Origin of the sequence: Paenibacillus sp. IHBB 3054 (assembly GCF_051594305.1) — a bacterium.
Classification (GTDB): Bacteria; Bacillota; Bacilli; order Paenibacillales; family Paenibacillaceae; genus Paenibacillus_AQ.
Genome location: NZ_JBOFBG010000056.1, coordinates 14,636 through 32,555, shown reverse-complemented (window position 1 = coordinate 32,555; position 17,920 = coordinate 14,636). Strand labels below are relative to the sequence as shown.

General features: G+C 50.3%; 17 protein-coding genes and 1 tRNA gene. 16 read left to right on the top strand and 2 right to left on the bottom strand.

All coding sequences use genetic code 11. The features are described from left to right. Positions 1 to 335 precede the first annotated feature (335 nt). The 13 genes from ACQ76X_RS33575 to ACQ76X_RS33515 all read left to right on the top strand — a co-directional run bounded on the left by ACQ76X_RS33575 (position 336) and on the right by ACQ76X_RS33515 (position 13,134). Entirely contained in the window at positions 336 to 2,078 is a 1,743-nt protein-coding gene (locus tag ACQ76X_RS33575) for a tetratricopeptide repeat protein (RefSeq protein WP_438498133.1), read from the top strand. Positions 2,079 to 2,238: 160 nt separating this feature from the next. Next, positions 2,239 to 3,192, top strand: coding sequence for a thioredoxin-disulfide reductase (gene trxB, locus ACQ76X_RS33570; RefSeq protein ID WP_438498131.1), 954 nt, complete (start codon positions 2,239 to 2,241; stop codon positions 3,190 to 3,192). Between the two features lie 203 nt (positions 3,193 to 3,395). Further along, a complete protein-coding gene (locus ACQ76X_RS33565; protein ID WP_340895572.1) occupies positions 3,396 to 3,623 on the top strand; it encodes a DUF1858 domain-containing protein in 228 nt (75 codons plus the stop codon). 42 nt (positions 3,624 to 3,665) lie between these two features. After that, complete coding sequence (locus ACQ76X_RS33560) at positions 3,666 to 4,925, top strand: DUF438 domain-containing protein (RefSeq protein ID WP_438498130.1); 1,260 nt, start codon at positions 3,666 to 3,668, stop codon at positions 4,923 to 4,925. A gap of 319 nt (positions 4,926 to 5,244) precedes the next feature. Beyond that, on the top strand, positions 5,245 to 6,195 hold the full coding sequence (locus ACQ76X_RS33555; protein WP_038584650.1) for an ROK family glucokinase: 951 nt from the start codon (positions 5,245 to 5,247) through the stop codon (positions 6,193 to 6,195). Positions 6,196 to 6,241: 46 nt separating this feature from the next. Continuing rightward, on the top strand, positions 6,242 to 7,141 hold the full coding sequence (gene rapZ, locus ACQ76X_RS33550) for an RNase adapter RapZ (protein ID WP_076113245.1): 900 nt from the start codon (positions 6,242 to 6,244) through the stop codon (positions 7,139 to 7,141). Positions 7,142 to 7,198: 57 nt separating this feature from the next. Then, on the top strand, positions 7,199 to 8,134 hold the full coding sequence (locus tag ACQ76X_RS33545; RefSeq protein ID WP_179091833.1) for a gluconeogenesis factor YvcK family protein: 936 nt from the start codon (positions 7,199 to 7,201) through the stop codon (positions 8,132 to 8,134). 42 nt (positions 8,135 to 8,176) lie between these two features. Next, a complete protein-coding gene (whiA, locus tag ACQ76X_RS33540) occupies positions 8,177 to 9,106 on the top strand; it encodes a DNA-binding protein WhiA (protein ID WP_438498129.1) in 930 nt (309 codons plus the stop codon). 97 nt (positions 9,107 to 9,203) lie between these two features. After that, a complete protein-coding gene (locus tag ACQ76X_RS33535; protein ID WP_019914358.1) occupies positions 9,204 to 9,473 on the top strand; it encodes an HPr family phosphocarrier protein in 270 nt (89 codons plus the stop codon). Positions 9,474 to 9,621: 148 nt separating this feature from the next. After that, complete coding sequence (locus ACQ76X_RS33530; RefSeq protein WP_438498136.1) at positions 9,622 to 10,146, top strand: GNAT family N-acetyltransferase; 525 nt, start codon at positions 9,622 to 9,624, stop codon at positions 10,144 to 10,146. Positions 10,147 to 10,272: 126 nt separating this feature from the next. After that, positions 10,273 to 11,031 (top strand): SIMPL domain-containing protein, encoded by a 759-nt coding sequence (locus ACQ76X_RS33525; RefSeq protein ID WP_342437915.1) that lies wholly within the window; start codon positions 10,273 to 10,275, stop codon positions 11,029 to 11,031. Between the two features lie 242 nt (positions 11,032 to 11,273). Next, positions 11,274 to 12,374 (top strand): PdaC/SigV domain-containing protein, encoded by a 1,101-nt coding sequence (locus ACQ76X_RS33520; protein ID WP_438498128.1) that lies wholly within the window; start codon positions 11,274 to 11,276, stop codon positions 12,372 to 12,374. A 121-nt stretch (positions 12,375 to 12,495) separates the two neighbouring features. Further along, complete coding sequence (locus ACQ76X_RS33515) at positions 12,496 to 13,134, top strand: GDSL-type esterase/lipase family protein (protein WP_438498127.1); 639 nt, start codon at positions 12,496 to 12,498, stop codon at positions 13,132 to 13,134. Between the two features lie 99 nt (positions 13,135 to 13,233). Here ACQ76X_RS33515 and clpP read toward each other — a convergent pair whose 3' ends face one another. After that, positions 13,234 to 13,830 carry an ATP-dependent Clp endopeptidase proteolytic subunit ClpP gene (gene clpP, locus ACQ76X_RS33510; protein WP_438498126.1) on the bottom strand — a complete coding sequence of 199 codons (597 nt, stop codon included), beginning with the start codon at positions 13,828 to 13,830 and terminating at the stop codon, positions 13,234 to 13,236. Between the two features lie 192 nt (positions 13,831 to 14,022). Continuing rightward, positions 14,023 to 14,097: transfer RNA gene (locus tag ACQ76X_RS33505), tRNA-Arg, on the bottom strand. Positions 14,098 to 14,429: 332 nt separating this feature from the next. Between ACQ76X_RS33505 and ACQ76X_RS33500 the strand changes: the two genes are divergently transcribed. From ACQ76X_RS33500 to ACQ76X_RS33490, 3 genes are all read left to right on the top strand, one after another. Next, a complete protein-coding gene (locus ACQ76X_RS33500; protein WP_438498125.1) occupies positions 14,430 to 15,482 on the top strand; it encodes a sugar-binding transcriptional regulator in 1,053 nt (350 codons plus the stop codon). Between the two features lie 116 nt (positions 15,483 to 15,598). Continuing rightward, entirely contained in the window at positions 15,599 to 16,609 is a 1,011-nt protein-coding gene (gene gap, locus ACQ76X_RS33495) for a type I glyceraldehyde-3-phosphate dehydrogenase (protein ID WP_076113239.1), read from the top strand. Between the two features lie 110 nt (positions 16,610 to 16,719). Next, on the top strand, positions 16,720 to 17,901 hold the full coding sequence (locus ACQ76X_RS33490) for a phosphoglycerate kinase (RefSeq protein WP_438498123.1): 1,182 nt from the start codon (positions 16,720 to 16,722) through the stop codon (positions 17,899 to 17,901). Positions 17,902 to 17,920: the final 19 nt, after the last annotated feature.

The window sequence follows — 17,920 nt, the reverse complement described above, 5'->3', positions numbered from 1 at the left end:
GTAAATATAAGAATTTATATGTTTCACACGATAACTTATCCTTCTATTTCTCGCTGAAACGGTACCGTCCTTAAAAAGGACGGCAAAGCCGTTTCCACTTGTGATGTTCTCATTCATTCCTGCGAACCTCTCACGGCTGCAAGCTTTTTCCCTCCAAATGGTTTCCCTTGCGCTTGAGAATCTCCCTGCCACATGTGGTATACTATTTGGAGACAGTCGGGACCATAAATGGAAACGAAAGAACGCTTAAGATGGGAGCTCAGGGCGCCGCAAGGCGCCGCTCTCCTATTTTTCGTGAGGATAAGGAAGCTTACAAAGGGAGGTGCCTTGCTTCCATGATTGAGAGAACTTCAGAGAATGTTGCGGAAGGCAGTAATGTTATTTCCGTCACTCTGGATGCCAATTTTTTCTTTGAAAGAGCCGTACGGTCGTTGGACCGCTTTCAATATGATAAGGCATTAAAGAATTTTCGCAAAGCTGTTGAATATGAACCGGAAAACCCTGTGAATCATTGCAACATGGCGGGTATATTATCTGAGATGGGCGATTATGAAGCATCGAATGATATTTTGATCCATGTGCTGGAGAAGATTGACCCTGCAATGACGGAATGTCATTTCTATATGGCAAATAACTTTGCCAATATGGAAAGTTTTGAAGAGGCGGAGCGGTCGCTGGTCACGTATCTCGAGGAGGATGCGAGCGGCGAATATCTGGCAGAGTCCGAGGAACTGATGGAGCTGCTGCAATATGAGCTGAACCGCCCTGCCCCGCTGATCCGGATCCGTAGCCGTGAAGGCGTGGTCGAGCATGACCGTGCCCGCACGCTGCTGGAAGAGGGGAAGTTCCCGCAGGCAGTTAAGATGCTAGAGGAGATCACTAAGAATACGCCGGACTTTCTGGCGGCTCATAACAATCTTGCTCTTGCCTACTTCTACATGGGCCGTTTTGCCAAAGCGAAGGAATGTCTGTCCGAGGTGCTGGAGCAGGATCCCGGCAACCTGCATGCGCTTTGCAATATGGCCATCTTCATGCAGTATGCGGGAGACAAGGAGCAGCTAGCGGTCTTGCTGCGTATGCTTGAGGCGACAGTGCCGTTTCATCAGGAGCATGTGTTCAAAATGGCCACAACGATGGGCATTCTGGGCAGACACAGAACAGCCTATGGCCATTTCCGCCGCCTGCTGAAGGATGAAGAGGTGGGCGGAGACGCCGGTCTCTATCATTATTGTGCAGCGGCCGCCAGCAACAGCAGCCTGTACAATGAAGCGCTGCGCTGCTGGAGACAGGCAGCCAAGCTGGATCCCGAATCGGCTGTGCCGGGCTTCTTCCTGTCACAGCTGCAGGGGGCGCAGGCCGAAGGCAGACCGATGCCTCTTGTCAGCTACAACTACCAGCTGCCATTTCAGGAGCAGCTCAAGCAGTGGCAGGGCAACACGGACAGCTTTACCGAGGAAATGCGGAACAATCCGCTGCTGCGCGCTTCGTTCTTCTGGGCGCTGCGTTATGGTGATGCCAACACGAGGCTGCAGGTGACCGAAGCGCTGCGCTGGATCGAGGACGAAGAGATGTCCGAGGTGCTGAACGGGCTTCTGGCGCAGGAGCCGCTGCAGGAAGATAAGCTGCAGGAGGCGGCGCTGCTCAGCCTGCAGCGGCTGATTGGCAGCAGCCCGGATGCCAATGCTGCTCCCCAGGAGGAGCTCCCGCTGCTAAGCCATAAAGGGCCGCCGGAATGGAAAGAAGACTGGCAGCGGGTATTGGACCATACGGCATCAATGATGGACCGGCGGTATGATGCCATCCAGAAAAAGGACGCCGAGCTCCTATGGAAGCAGTTTGTTAGCAGTTTGTATCCCGATGTGCCGTACTTCCGCCATACGGGAGGCTGGGCCGCAGCCCTGGAATATTTGACTGCCAAACTGCATGACCGGCCGATTACCTATCGCGAGGTGGCCCAGCATTATGGGGTTTCTGCCTCCATGGTAAGCCGGTATGCACGCCGTATCAGCAACGAATGTGATATTCCTGAGAGCTTGCCCGGGCAGGAGACCCTGCCCTCGTCAACGGAGAATATCTAGATACTTGCAACATGACTGCAAGGAAATATAAGCAAGGAAGTATAAAGTGAGTATTATACTGCATCCTTTATATTGTTCACCTGAAACGCATCTTGGCTTCCGAGAAGCCCTACAGCCGTTTCTTCCAAATAAATAACCCACTTGTAAGGAGGCCAAAGTGATGTACAAAACGATTGTAATCGGAACAGGCCCGGCCGGGCTGACTGCCGCGATTTATTTGGCGCGTGCCAACCTTAGCCCGCTCGTGATTGAAGGCTTGCAGCCGGGGGGACAACTGACAACGACGACAGAAGTGGAGAACTTTCCAGGCTTTCCTGAGGGAATCCTCGGTCATGACCTGATGGATAACATGCGTAAGCAGGCGCAGCGCTTCGGTGCGGAATTCAAGAACGGCTGGGTGGAATCCGTGGATTTCTCGCAGCGCCCCTTTAAAGTAACTGTAGATGGACTGGGTGTGCTGGAGGCCGAATCAGTTATTATTTCGACTGGTGCCTCGGCCAGATATTTGGGCATCCCGGGTGAGCAGGAGAATGTAGGACGCGGGGTCAGCACTTGTGCAACCTGTGACGGCTTCTTTTTCCGCAACAAAAAGATTGTCGTGGTTGGCGGCGGCGATTCCGCTATGGAGGAAGCCAGCTTCCTAACCCGGTTCGCTTCCAGTGTAACCTTAGTTCACCGCCGTCCGGAGCTTCGTGCTTCGAAGATTATGCAGGACCGGGCGCGCGACAACAGCAAGGTAGCCTGGGCGCTTAACCGCACACCGCTTGAAGTAACGGTCGGCGACGCTGGGGTTAAAGGGCTGACAGTCCGCAATAACGAGACAGGTCTTGAAGAACTGGTGGAAGCGGACGGCGTATTTGTAGCCATTGGACACACACCGAACACAGCGTTCCTGGGCGGTCAGATTACTACCGATACCAATGGGTACATTGTGGTGAATCCGGGTACGACGGAAACGAACATTCCGGGTGTATTCGCTTGCGGCGATGTGCAGGATACGCGTTACCGGCAGGCAATCTCCGCAGCGGGAACCGGTTGTATGGCGGCGATGGATGCCGAGAAGTTCCTGGAGGGCACCATGGTGCATGACTGGAGCGAAACGCTGGATAAATAAGTACAGCTTCTTCTAAATATCTTTTGAATAGGCAAGCCGGCTGGTCCCTCAATCAGGGACCAGCCGGCTTTTTCTTTTATCTTCAGAGATGTGCGGACTTTCGGATTGATCTTTTTTTCACTTAGTGATTGCAATCACTATTGGCCCCTATCGGCTATGCTAAGCTGTTGTTGAGAAGGATTCTCAGTAGGGAGAAGATGCATATGAACAAAGTGCTGAAGATGGATGAGTCCATATTCGAGCTGGTGAGCCGGCATCCCGAGGTTATTGACATTATGACAGAGCTGGGTTTCCAGGATATTGCCAAGCCGGGAATGCTGCAGACCGCAGGCCGTTTCATGACCTTGTCCAAAGGAATCAAACTGAAGAAAATGAATCCGGACGCCGTAAAGCTGACGTTTCAGCGCCATGGCTTCGAGATTCTTGAATAGAGATTATCTGCAAGACAATATGATAAAAGGAGCGGAATCCCAATGAGTGAATTGATTAACAACCGCGAAGTAGATGTACCAGAGCAGACACGCCGGCAGGCGATGCTCAAAGAAATTATAAAGGAGCTTCATGCCGGAAAAAGTGTAGAAGAGGTCAAAGCACGCTTCGCTGAAGCGGTAGGCGATGTTACGGTGGCGGAGATTTCCGCGATGGAGCATTCGCTGATGACGGAGGAGGGTATTCCTGTAGCGGAGGTCCAGCGCCTGTGTTCGGTGCATACGGCCATCTTCAAAGGCTCCATTGAGCAGATTCACCGTTCCTCGAAGCCGGAGGAGCAGCCTGGTCACCCCGTGCATACCTTCAAGCTGGAGAACCGTGAAATCGAACGTCTGGTCAACTTCCGCCTGGAGCTGCATGCCGGCAAATTTCTGAAGAATGACAGTGAAGAAATCATCTTCAAGCTGCTGGAGGATCTCAGCCTGTTGCTGGATCTCGACAAGCATTACAGCCGCAAAGAGAACCTGTTGTTCCCGTATCTTGAGAAATACGGAATTTATGGCCCGACCAAGGTCATGTGGGGTGTGGACGACGGCATCCGCGCGATGATAAAAGAGGCTAAAGCTGCACTCAGCCAGTATAACGGCCAAGCCGAGGACATCGGTGTTATGCTTACGAACATCATCCAGGAAGTAAATGAGATGATCTTTAAGGAAGAAAATATTCTGCTGCCGATGGCGCTCGACAAGCTGACCGAGGATGAATGGGTCAAGATAGCCAGAGAAAGCGACGAGATCGGCTTCTGCCTGACTGCACCGGAGCAGGAGTGGATTCCTGAGCGTGCTGACGAACCGGAAGGAGCTGCAGTGCAGAGTGAAGCTGTAGGCGAAAGTCCGCAGGGCTTTATCCGTTTCGAGACGGGCCTGCTGTCGCTTCATCAACTGGAGACCGTACTGAACCATCTGCCGGTCGATTTAACGTTCATTGATGAGAATGATGTAGTCCGCTATTTCTCACATGGCAAGGAACGGATTTTCGCCCGGACCAAAGCGGTTATAGGCCGCACGGTGCAGAACTGCCATCCGCCGCAAAGCGTTCATGTGGTCGAGAAATTACTGGAAGACTTTAAGGCAGGCCGCAAGGATGCCGAGGATTTCTGGATTGCGATTAAGGATAAATTTATCTACATCCGTTATTTCGCCGTCCGTGATGAAGCAGGCCGCTACATGGGTACGCTGGAGTTCACACAGAATATCGCACCGATTCGTGCGCTGGAGGGGCAAAAACGCATTTTGTCAGAATAATGACAAGATTGATTTACTACAGATGTTCCTCGCCGGTTAACCCGGAAAATCCGCCTGACTTCCCGCCCCTAAAGGCCGGGAAGTCTTTTTTGCACCCGTAAAAACCTGTTTTAGTTCTAATTAATCCCGGCTCTGCATTTCTTAACTATGCCATGTGCATTGTCCATGTATCTTGCCTGGCCAATAAATTCATGTGCTCTGGATGACTTAGCTTTCAAATTAGCCGGGTGTGTCGCCTTTCCTTGACCGCAGAGAAAGCTTCTATTATAGTGGGTACGTAGGATTAACTATTTTAGCATAGAAAAAGGTGGCTTGTTACATGTCTGAAAATATCTACGTTGGCGTGGATTTAGGTGGAACCACGATTAAGGTTGGAATCTGCAATGCCGAGGGGAATCTGCTGCACACTTATGAAGGTCCTACAGGGACTGCGGATGGCGTCGATGCCGTCATCGATAACATCGAGAAATATGTGCGCCAGATTGTGGAGGACTCTCCATACTCTTGGGATCAGCTTGCCGGTGTAGGAGCGGGCCTTGCCGGGTTTACGAACATTCGTGAAGGAATCATCATCCTTGCGCCTAACATAGGTTTTAGAGATGTGCCGATCCGCTCCATTCTGGAGAACCGATTGAACAAGCCTGTGAAAATAGACAATGACGCGAATGTGGCTGCACTGGGCGAAGCCTGGAGCGGTGCGGGACGCGGCATTGAGAATTGCGTCTGCTACACACTGGGAACGGGTGTTGGCGGCGGCATTATCATTAACGGCAAGGTGTATCAAGGATTTGCCGGTCTCGCCGGTGAACTGGGCCATATCTCTGTAGTGCCAGACCTGGAAGCGATCCAGTGCGGCTGCGGCAATATGGGTTGTTTGGAAACCGTTTCCTCTGCTACGGGAATTATCCGTATGGCCAATGATGCTGTAGCACGCGGGGACCGCACCTCTCTGTCATTGGTAGAGAAGATTGCGGCGAAGGAAGTATTTGATGCGGCAAAAGCGGGCGACGAAGTTGCAATTCGTATTGTTAACCGTGCAGCGTTCTATCTGGGCAAGTCCATTGCGGCGGTAGCTGCGGTGCTTAACCCTGAAGTGTTTATCATTGGCGGCGGTGTCTCCAAGGCAGGAGATATACTGTTTGACGAGGTCCGTCGTGTATTCGCCAAGCTGACTCCCGAACCATTGCAGAAAGGCGTTACCATCGTTCCTGCCGAACTGGGTAATGACGCTGGTATTATTGGGGCCGCCGGTCTCTTGTTGCGTTCTTAATAAGCTGGAATTATTCATATACTAATTTTAGGGAGGGGACGCTTTAATGACCGAATTGGAGCAATCTCCGTCGGCTAGTGCCACCCTGATCATTATTACGGGTATGTCGGGTGCAGGCAAGACCATTGCTGTACAAAGTCTGGAGGACCTCGGGTTCTTCTGTGTCGATAATCTGCCGCCGGTGCTGATCCCGAAATTCGCCGAGCTGATTGAGCAGTCGAAGGGGAAAATTGCCAAAGTGGCGCTCGTAATTGATCTGCGGGGGCGGGAGTTTTTTACGGCTTTGTCGGAGTCGCTGGCCTACATCAAAAACGAGTCAACCATCGGCTGCGAGATTCTGTTTCTGGATGCAACGGATTCTGTGCTTGTCCAGCGCTACAAGGAGAGCCGGCGGCATCATCCGCTGGCTCCCAAAGGGATGCCGCTTGACGGCATCCGGCTGGAGCGCCAGATGCTGGAAGAGCTGAAGGATTCCGCTACACTGTGTCTGGACACCAGCAGCATGAAGCCGGTGCAGCTGAAGGAGAAGATCGTATCGCGGTTTTCGCATCTTGGAAAAAGCACACTCTCCGTTAACATTACCTCGTTCGGATTCAAGTATGGCATTCCGATCGATGCAGACCTCGTATTTGATGTCCGCTTCTTGCCTAACCCACACTATGTGGATCAACTGCGGCCCAAGACTGGCCAAGACAGCGATGTCTACGATTATGTAATGAAATGGCCTGAAACGCAGACGTTTCTGACCAAGCTGCTGGATATGCTTCATTTCCTAATTCCGCAATACCGCAAGGAGGGCAAATCCCAGATTATTATCGGCATCGGCTGCACGGGCGGCAAACACCGTTCGGTAGCGATCGCGGAATATTTGGGCAAAATGCTTGGAGTTAGCGAGACGGAATCCGTAGCGGTTAGCCATCGGGATTCCGAGCGTGATCGGCATTAACGAGAGAAGGGATCATTAGTGGCTGAAGAACAAGGGCAGCGTCCGCGTATCGTCGTGATGGGCGGCGGTACCGGTCTGTCTGTCATGCTTCGCGGTTTGAAGGAAAAGCCGCTTGATATTACGGCTATAGTTACTGTGGCGGATGACGGGGGCAGCTCCGGTATTCTGCGCAGCGAGCTGCAAATGCCGCCGCCAGGCGATATTCGCAATGTGCTCACGGCTATGGCTGATGTAGAACCGCTGATGGCGGAGATTATGAAATACCGCTTCAGCAGTGGAGAAGGACTGGCCGGACACAGCCTTGGCAATCTTATTCTTGCAGCGCTTACGGATATCTCCGGTGACTTTGTCACCGCTGTCCGTGAGCTCAGCCGGTTGTTCGCCGTTCGCGGTAGAGTGCTGCCGGCTGCGGGGCACGCTGTGGTGCTGCATGCGGAGATGTCGGACGGCACGATTATTACCGGCGAGTCCAAAATTCCGGAGGCCGGCGGACGGATCAAACGCGTCTTTCTGGAGCCGGCTGATGTGGAACCGCTGCCGGAGGCGCTGGAGGCCATCCGTAATGCGGATGCCATCCTCTGCGGCCCCGGAAGCCTGTATACCAGCATTCTTCCCAACCTGCTGGTGCCGAAGCTGGCGGAGGCCATTGTAGAATCCGAAGCGATTAAGATCTTTGTCTGCAATGTGATGACTCAGCCTGGTGAAACGGATAATTACACGGTCAGTGATCATCTTCAAGCGGTATATGATCATGTCGGCCTGCACTTATTTGATTACGTCATTGTCAACGACGGCGAGATTCCGGAGCAGGTTCAGGTCAAATATGCGGAAAAAGGCGCCCGCCCGGTGCTGCTTGACCGGGATGTGCTAGATGGTAACGGTTATAAGGTTATTGCGGATAAGCTGGTCTTATTCAAGACTTATCTCCGGCATGACACGAATAAACTCAGTCACCATATTTACCAGTTAGTGAAGGACTGGAAATCCAGATAGTTCTGGTTTGATTTTTGGATGAACATGAAAGAGGTGAGCCCCTTGTCTTTTGCGGCCCTTACAAAAAAAGAGCTGACGATGGTGGAGAGCCAGCCTTGCTGCGAGAAAGCGGAAATGTCAGCGCTGATCCGAATGAATGGTTCGGTGCAGCTTTCGAGCAAAAAGGTAGTTCTCGACATTTCGACGGAAAACGCCGCGATTGCAAGGCGGGTATATTCTTTGCTTAAGAAATATTACCAGGTCCATATCGAGCTGCTCGTGCGTAAAAAAATGCGTTTGAAGAAGAATAACGTTTATATCGTAAGAATCCCAAACCGTGTTCAGGAGATCCTGAAGGATTTGCGGATTGTTTCCGAAGGTTTCATCTTTACCGATGGGATCGACAAGGAAATCGTCGGTAAAAACTGCTGTAAGCGCGCATATCTGCGTGGTGCATTTATGGCGGGGGGATCGGTCAACAACCCGGAAGGTTCTTCCTACCATCTGGAAATCGCCTCCATGTATGAGGAGCACTGCAAAGCGCTGGCGGATCTGGCTGGGGAATTTCACCTGAACGCCCGCTGCATAGAGCGCAAGAAAGGCTTTATCCTATATATCAAGGAAGGCGAGAAGATCATTGAATTTCTCAGTCTGATTGGAGCGCATCAAGCGTTGTTTAAATTTGAGGATGTGCGGATTATGCGCGATATGCGCAACTCCGTGAACCGGATCGTCAACTGTGAAACGGCGAATTTGAACAAAACGATTAGCGCTGCGGTGCGGCAAATTGAGAACATCAAGCTGCTGCAGCGTGAAGTGGGACTGGAAAGCCTGCCGGATAAGCTGCGCGAGGTCGCTGAAATCCGTTTGGCACACCCGGACATCAACCTCAAGGAAGTGGGCGAGATGCTGAAGGGAACGGTTAGCAAATCCGGTGTAAACCACCGTTTGCGCAAAATTGACGAGCTGGCTGATAAGGTTCGGGGAAGCTGATTATTTTTTTTCTAGTGTGGATGAGGTTATAATGATATAATATTATAAAATTAATGTGAAATTTTTGGGCAGATCTCAAATAGGGGGTAAGCGTTTCATGACAAAGCACCCGGTAGTTGTACGGTTGAAGACGGGGCTCCACGCTCGGCCGGCAGCATTGTTCGTGCAAGAAGCTAACAAGTTTTCGTCGGAGATTTTCGTGGAAAAAGACGATAAAAAGGTTAACGCCAAAAGCATCATGGGCATTATGAGCCTGGCGATCAGTTCCGGCACGGAGATTTATATTAGCGCGGATGGCGCCGATGCGGATCAAGCTGTAACCGCTTTGACTAGTCTTGTAAGCAAGGAAGAGCTTGAGAACCAATAATTTTGCAAGGTCTTACTTATTCGTACACCAGAAACGGTGCTGCTCTCCCTCTCCGGGAGGCAGCCAGTTTAAAAAGCCCCTTTGCGGGCTTTTTTTATTACCTTGTTAAGGAAAATTGAATTTAATGGAGACTATAAGGAGAATGAGCATGCACAATCAGGTGACTTTAGCAGAGCCGACAGTAGAGCTGGCGCCGCAGTACTTGGCATTTTACGAGGAATGGCTGGCATGTGGAGAGATATTCGTCCCTTGGGTAATTGGCATTGATCCCACCGACTTCGCGGCTATGGTCCGGTATTTGCAGGATAACGCGGATGGCGTAAATCTTAAAGAAGGTTGGGTACCTAGTTCCACCTACTGGTTGGTGAATGCCGATTCCAAAGTGGTGGGTGCAGTAAATATCAGGCATCGCCTGACCGGGAAACTGCTTCAGAGCGGTGGACATATTGGATATGGAATACTTCGCTCTGAGCGGCGCAAGGGATTGGCAACCGAACTTCTGAGACAGGCCTTGCTGAAGGCGGGCGGGCTTGGGATTACAAAAGCGCTTGTCGTTTGCGATGACAGCAATATCGCTTCCGAACGGACGATCCGCAGAAACGGCGGGGTGGAGGATAGTTCATACATCGAAGAGGACGGCAACGTGATCCGGAGGTTTTGGATCGAGACGTGAAATGCAGGCAGAATGTAACCTCTGCAAATTTTTTCTTCAGAAGCGTTGGGGGATATGCAACTTTTGCCAAGCAGTTCCGTCTAGAGGGTACCAACAATTTTTGGAGAATGAAAGGGGATGGCAAGGATGAAGAAATGGGGCAAAACAGTCGGTACCGTATTGCTGGCGGGAAGTTTATTGGTAGGGGGTACGGCGTTAAGTGGAGTGCTTCAGGCTCCTGAAAAGGCTTACGCTGCTGAGGACGTGCAGAGAAATGTCGTTAGTGTTGTAGGTAAAGGCGAGCTTTCGATCAAGCCGGATATCGTGTATCTGTCCATCGGCGTCAGCACCTCTGCTGCAACAGCTGAAGAAGCACAGAAGTCCAATGGAGCCAAAATCACTAAGCTGACCAACCTGCTGAAAAAAACCTGGGGTATCGCGGATAAGGACATTCAGAGCACCCAATTTTATGTGCAGCCTAATTACGCCTACACTGAAAAAGACGGTCAACAGGTTAAGGGTTATAACGCCCAGCACACGCTGCAAGTCTCTTACCGCGATCTGACTAAGGTCGGGGGACTGCTGGATGCTGCTTCTACAGCGGGAGCGAACAACATCGGAAGTGCACGGTTTGCCATCGAGGATCCTTCTGCATTCGAAGCACAGGTTATTGAGAAAGCAATGGCTAATGCAGATGTGAAGGCAGCCGCGATTGCCAAAGTGGCCAAACGCAGTCTGGGCCAGGTCGTTACGGTTATCCAGAACGATGACGGTAATAATCCGGTTGTCTATATGGAGAACGCCCAAATGTCAAAAGCATCGGCCGATATGGCTGCAGGCACTTCGGTTGAAGCGGGAGAGGTTAAAGTATCCACCCAGCTTAGCGTAATGTACGAACTGAAATAATTACGAAACGGGTGAGGCGTTGCTTCCGCTGTGATGGCGGAGGCAACGTCTCTTTTTGCTTTTGCTTTTGAAGTACAGAAGCAGGTGTGAAATCTCTCAATTTGTTTAAAGTAATGTAATAAGACTCGTAATATTTGCAGGGAAACTTTAAGAAACTGTAAGGAGCGTTGTAACAACCACGGTTGCTGTTTATTCTATAATGGGAAGAGTCAGTCATCGTACCAGCGGAAGGGGAAAAAAGAATGAAGTATATGTCGAAAGAACAGGCCCGTAAATGGGGCGCAGGATTAATGGCAGCAGGATTGCTGCTGGGCGGAGCTCTTTTGCCCGCAGAGACAAGCCAGGCCGCAGCGGCCAAGACACAGGCTAAGGTCAATTCATCACTTGTTGTATTAAAAACAAACGGAACGATTTCACAGCATACCGGGATAGTAAGCGCAGGAAAAGTATGGGTGCCGGTTGCTTTTATGCGTGATACTCTGGGTATGCCATTGACTTATGATAAAACGGAGAAAACTTATACGATCGGGAGCGGAATTACACGGACCAAGCTGATGATCTCCGATTACGGCATATCCATCTCGGTCAATAATTATTTCCTGGGAGAGTTTGAAGGCAAGATTATAAATAACCGTCTGTATGTTCCCTTTGATCTGCTCAGCGATTATTTGGGCTATAAGGGGGATTGGAATGCTGCCTCCGGACGGTTAAATGTGATAAAGAAAACACAAAATCCAATTACGGTAACGACTGAAACTTACAGCAAGGACTACAAGGACGCACCAATCAAGCTGGATTACCCGCAAATCAGCGGTTTGGACAATGCCAAGGCGCAGGCGGCGATTAATAATACCCTTAAGCAGACGTTTCTCAAGTATGCGGAAGGGGCCGAGAAGGAAATTGCCAATAGAGCCAAAGATGACCGCCCCTATGAATACGAAGGAGGATACGTGGTTACGTACAATCAGGACGGGGTGCTCAGCCTTGTGACCAGCCAGTATGGTTATACCGGCGGCGCTCATGGGATGACCTACCGCAATGCCTTTACCTTCTCACTCAAGGACGGAAAGCAGCTATTGCTTGGAGATTTATTCGGAGCCAACCCCAACTATAAAAAAGAGCTTAATGCAAAGCTGACGAAGCTGCTGAAAGCAAATGGCGGGTATCTTGGCGGCTTCACCGGCCTGAATACGGAGAAGAATTTCTATTTGAAAGACGGCAAGGCGGTCCTTTTCTTCCAGCTGTATGAATACACTGCGTATGCTGCCGGATTCCCTGAGTTTACTTTCACGTTCAAGGAGCTGCTCCCAAGCGGAAGCAGTCCATTTGCCGCATTGAAGTAAGTGCAGTGACCTGACTGCGAATCCGCCAATGCCGGCTACGGACATTTCTCCGTTACCGGATCACCTAACCGTTCATAAGCTAAAGGAGAAACCAGCTTAGGAGCGGGGAGGGAAAGTAACGATGAGTATTCAGTACACGGCGATTGGCGATTCGTTAACGACAGGATTTGGAGCTCTGCCGGGCAATGGGTTTGTTCCGGTCTACCGCCGGATGGCCGAGGCGCGGCTGCGGGTGCCGATCGAATTATCCAATTTGGGGGTCAACGGTTTAACCACAGATGGATTGGAGCAGAGGCTGAAGGGGGATTACAACTATCGTCTTGCCATCAGCGAGGCCGAATTGATTACGTTGTCCATTGGCGGCAACGATTTGATCAAGGCGGCCAAAGCGGCGGGCAGCCGACCGGGCGATCTGGCCCCGGTACTGCAAAAAGCGCTCCGGGAATGCAAGCGCAATTTGAATGACATTATGGGCACGCTTTCGCAGTTGAAGGCGGGCATGCGGAGACCCTATATTATAAGAATAGTAGGACTGTATAACCCCTATCCCCAGTTGACGGAAGCAACGGAATGGGTGAGGCAGTTTAACCGCTATGCTGCGGGATATAGCAGCCCGGTATGCCGGTTCGCCTCTATATATAATGAATTTGCCGGCAACGAACGGGGGCTGCTGTCAATAGATCATTTGCATCCTAACGGAAGAGGTTACCGTGTTATCGCCGGGAAGCTGGACACGTTGGGGTATGGGCGTCTGGGTTAATCCTTCATCAATAGAATAATGCACCTGGACTATAAAACAACAAAGAGGCTGGCGGGGATCACTTAGTGGTCCCAACCAGCCTCTTTGTTGTTGCTTGTATTAAACGCCGGCAGGCAGCGTCTTCTCGATAACTTTATCGACAATACCATATTCAGCTGCATCAGCTGCACTCATGAAATAGTCGCGGTCGGTGTCCTTTTCGATCCGTTCCAGCGACTGTCCTGTGCGCTCGGACAGAATACGGTTCAGCTTGTCGCGCAGCTTGAGGATGCGGCGGGCGCGGATTTCGATGTCCGTTGCCTGACCTTGAGCACCACCCAGAGGCTGGTGAATCATAATTTCGCTGTTAGGGAGTGCAAAACGTTTGCCTTTGGCACCGGCGTTCAGCAGGAAAGCTCCCATCGAAGCGGCCATACCTACGCAAATCGTCGATACATCCGGTTTGATGTACTGCATTGTATCAAATATAGCCATACCCGCTGTAATGGAGCCACCAGGGCTGTTTACATACAGGTGAATATCCTTCTCCGGATCCTCGGCAGCCAGAAACAGCATTTGCGCGATGATGGAATTGGCTACCACGTCATTAACCTCCGTTCCAAGGAAAATGATGCGGTCCTTCAGCAGGCGGGAATAGATGTCATAAGCGCGCTCACCGCGGTTGCTCTGTTCTACTACCATAGGAATATAACTCACGTGGAAAACCTCCTTGAATTGGTTCTTCGAATGTGTTCATTTTTACTGTTACCGTATTAACCACATGATAAACAAATTCAAACAAAAAGTCAAAGAAAGTCAAACTTAGTTGCAAAAAAAAGAGCCATCACCTGGCTCTTTGGTTAAACAATAGTATGGGTGTTGCTAAATTATAGACAAATAAGAAAATAATGGCGCGCCCGCCAAGAATCGAACTTGGATCTCAGGCTTCGGAGGCCTACGTCATATCCATTGGACCACGGGCGCAACAGAAATTATTATAATACACTTATTATGCAAATGCAATGGATTCATCCTGTTGTTCGGAAAATATCTTTTCCCGGATCTCTGTGGCCTCATTTTCAGCTCGGCTGGAAGTATACAGTTTGTGCGTTTGTGCGGCCAGCACAAGACTTTCAGCCCCTTACATGGCTTGGCAGATGTATAAGATGAAAAGAGGTTGAGAATTATACTCTCGGAAGACTTGCACTCCGCGTAATATTTGGGTAGAATATGGGTGGGACTTAAAAAGTTAACCCGGGACATTTTGAGACCACGAACAAGGGAATAGAGAAAGACGAAGTTGCAGGAGTGAAAGCATGCGTAATTTATTAGAAATCCAAAAGCAGCTTCTGCCTGATCTCATGGAAACCCTTAAGAGACGGTACACGATTCTACATCAGATCATGCTGTCCGATATTATCGGACGCAGGACGCTCGCCGCTTCGCTTGATATGACTGAGCGGGTACTGCGCGCCGAGACGGATCTTCTGAAATCGCAAGGGCTCATTGAGATCGAAAGTGTCGGCATGCGCATCAGCGATGCCGGGCGCAGACTGCTTGACCTGCTGGAGCCGATCGCCAAGAGCTTGTTCGGCCTGGATGATCTGGAAGAGAAGATTCGCTCAACGTACGGTCTTAGTAAAGTCATAGTAGTGCCTGGCGATTGTGAGACATCGTTGTTTACCAAACGTGAGCTGGGCCGGGCAGGCGCCAAAGCGTTGCTGGGTGTGCTCCGTGCAGGCGATACGATTGCTGTCACCGGCGGCTCGACACTGGCCGAAATGGCCGATCAGCTGACACCGCCGTTATCCCATTCCTATAAGAACGCCTGGATTGTTCCGGCGCGCGGAGGACTTGGGGAAAGTATGGAGATTCAGGCCAATACCATTGCTTCGACGATGGCCAAACGGCTTGGAGCCAATTATCGGCTGCTGCATGTGCCCGATCTGCTCAGCGGAGATGCTTATCAGTCGCTGGCGCTGGACTCCAATATTGGAGAAATCGTGCAAATCATCCGTAGATCGCGTATTATTGTTCATGGAATTGGCGATGCCATTGAAATGACCCACCGCCGTAAGCTTGATGAGGCTACGGTCTCGGAAATACAGGAAGAAGGCGCGGTTGCCGAATCGTTCGGCTACTATTTCAATGAAGACGGCCAGGTAGTCCATACCATGCTGACGATGGGACTGCGACTGGAGGATATTATCCGGACGGAAGTTGTCATCGGAATTGCCGGAGGCAAACGCAAGGCGAAGGCCATTCATGCGATGCTGCGGTTTGGGCAAGAGGACATACTCGTCATAGACGAGGCAGCGGCTGTCGAAATCGGCAAAGAAATCGACGCACAAATACAGCAGATCCTATAGCATCCAGTTTCTGGAGAGCATTCGCAGTTATTTTGCATTATACTTAACATTGTTGTCTTGACAAGCTTAACGGCCTGTCTTGAATAAATAAAACGAAATCTAGGAGGAACTATTCAATGAGTGTAAAAGTTGGTATTAACGGTTTTGGACGTATTGGACGCCTTGCATTCCGCCGTATTCAAAATGTAGAAGGTATCGAAGTGGTAGCAATCAATGACTTGACTGACGCTAAGATGCTTGCTCATTTGCTTAAATATGATACAACTCAAGGTAAATTCCAGGGTGAAGTTGAAGTTCACGACGGATTCTTCAAAGTAAACGGCAAAGAAGTTAAGGTTCTGGCTAACCGCAACCCTGAAGAACTTCCTTGGGGCGACCTCGGTGTTGACATCGTGCTGGAATGCACAGGTTTCTTCACAACTAAAGAAGCAGCTGAGAAACACTTGAAAGGCGGAGCTAAGAAAGTAGTTATTTCCGCTCCAGCTACAGGCGACATGAAAACTGTCGTTTACAACGTTAACCATGACATTCTGGATGGTACTGAAACAGTTATCTCCGGCGCATCTTGCACAACCAACTGCCTGGCTCCAATGGCAAAAGTGCTGAACGACAAGTTCGGTATCATTGAAGGCTTGATGACAACTATCCACGCTTACACTGGTGACCAGAACACTCTTGATGCTCCACACGCTAAAGGCGACTTCAGACGCGCCCGTGCTGCTGCTGAGAACATCATCCCTAACACTACCGGTGCTGCTAAAGCCATCGGCCTGGTTATTCCAGATCTGAAGGGCAAACTTGACGGAGCTGCTCAACGTGTGCCTGTAGCTACAGGTTCCCTGACTGAGCTGGTTACTGTTCTTAACAAGAGCGTTACTGTTGAAGAGCTGAACGCAGCAATGAAAGAAGCTTCCGATCCAGAAACTTACGGCTACACTGAAGATGAAATCGTATCTTCCGACATCAAAGGCATGACTTTCGGTTCCCTGTTCGATGCAACACAAACTAAAGTCCTGACTGTTGGCGACAAACAACTGGTTAAAACTGTTGCTTGGTACGACAATGAAATGTCTTACACTGCACAACTCGTTCGCACTTTGGAACACTTCGCTAAACTTGCTCAATAAGATCGTTTTTATATAAGCAGCATCTATAGAGCGGAAACAGAAGTTCCTTGTTTCCGCTCTTTCTAAATGGATTCGTGAGTGAACCAATATGGGTGTGGAGGAAACTAATCATGAACAAAAAGAGCGTCCGTGATGTAGAAGTAGCAGGCAAACGCATATTTGTACGCGTCGATTTCAATGTGCCAGTGGAAGACGGTAAAATCACTGATGATACACGTATCCGCGAAACACTTCCAACGATTAAATACCTGATCGAGAACGGTGCAAAGGTCATTCTGGCCAGCCATATGGGCCGTCCTAAGGGTCAATTCGTTGATTCCATGCGCCTTACCGGTGCTGCTGTACGTCTGTCCGAGCTGCTCGGCAAACCAGTTGCCAAAGCTGATGAAGCGATCGGCGATGCTGTTAAAGCACAAATTGCTGAACTGAACAACGGTGATGTACTTGTGCTTGAGAATGTCCGTTTCTATCCGGGTGAAGAAAAGAACGATCCTGAACTGGCTAAGCAGTTCGCGGAACTGGCTGACCTGTTCGTCAACGACGCATTCGGCGCAGCTCACCGTGCACATGCTTCGACTGAAGGCATCGCTCACTTCCTGCCGGCTGTATCCGGTCTTCTGATGGAGAAAGAATTGTCTGTTCTGGGCAAAGCTCTTTCGAACCCTGAGCGTCCTTTCACTGCCATCATCGGCGGTTCCAAGGTTAAAGACAAGATCGACGTTATCGACAACCTGCTGACTTTGGCTGACAATGTACTGATCGGCGGCGGCCTTTCTTATACATTCACTAAAGCTCAAGGCTTCGAAATCGGAAATTCCTTGGTAGACAACGACAAACTTGATGTCGCTCTTGGATTTATCGAGAAGGCTAAAGCACTGGGCAAAAATTTCGTACTTCCGGTTGACGTAGTTGTAGCCGATAAGTTCGGCGCAGACGCCAACACCAAAATTGTTGATACAACTGACATTCCTGCGGAATGGGAAGGTCTGGACATCGGACCTAAAACTCGTGAAATTTATGCCGATATCATCAAAAACTCCAAGCTGGTTGTATGGAACGGACCTATGGGTGTGTTCGAAATCGACATCTTTGCTGAAGGTACAAAGGCTGTAGCGCAGGCTTGTGCGACAACCGAAGGTTACACTGTAATCGGTGGCGGTGATTCCGCAGCTGCAGCAGAGAAATTCCACCTGGCTGACCAAATGGATCATATCTCCACTGGCGGCGGCGCATCACTCGAGTTCATGGAAGGCAAGGCACTTCCTGGCGTAGAAGCACTGAACGACAAGTAAGACGTAGAAGGTAGAAGGA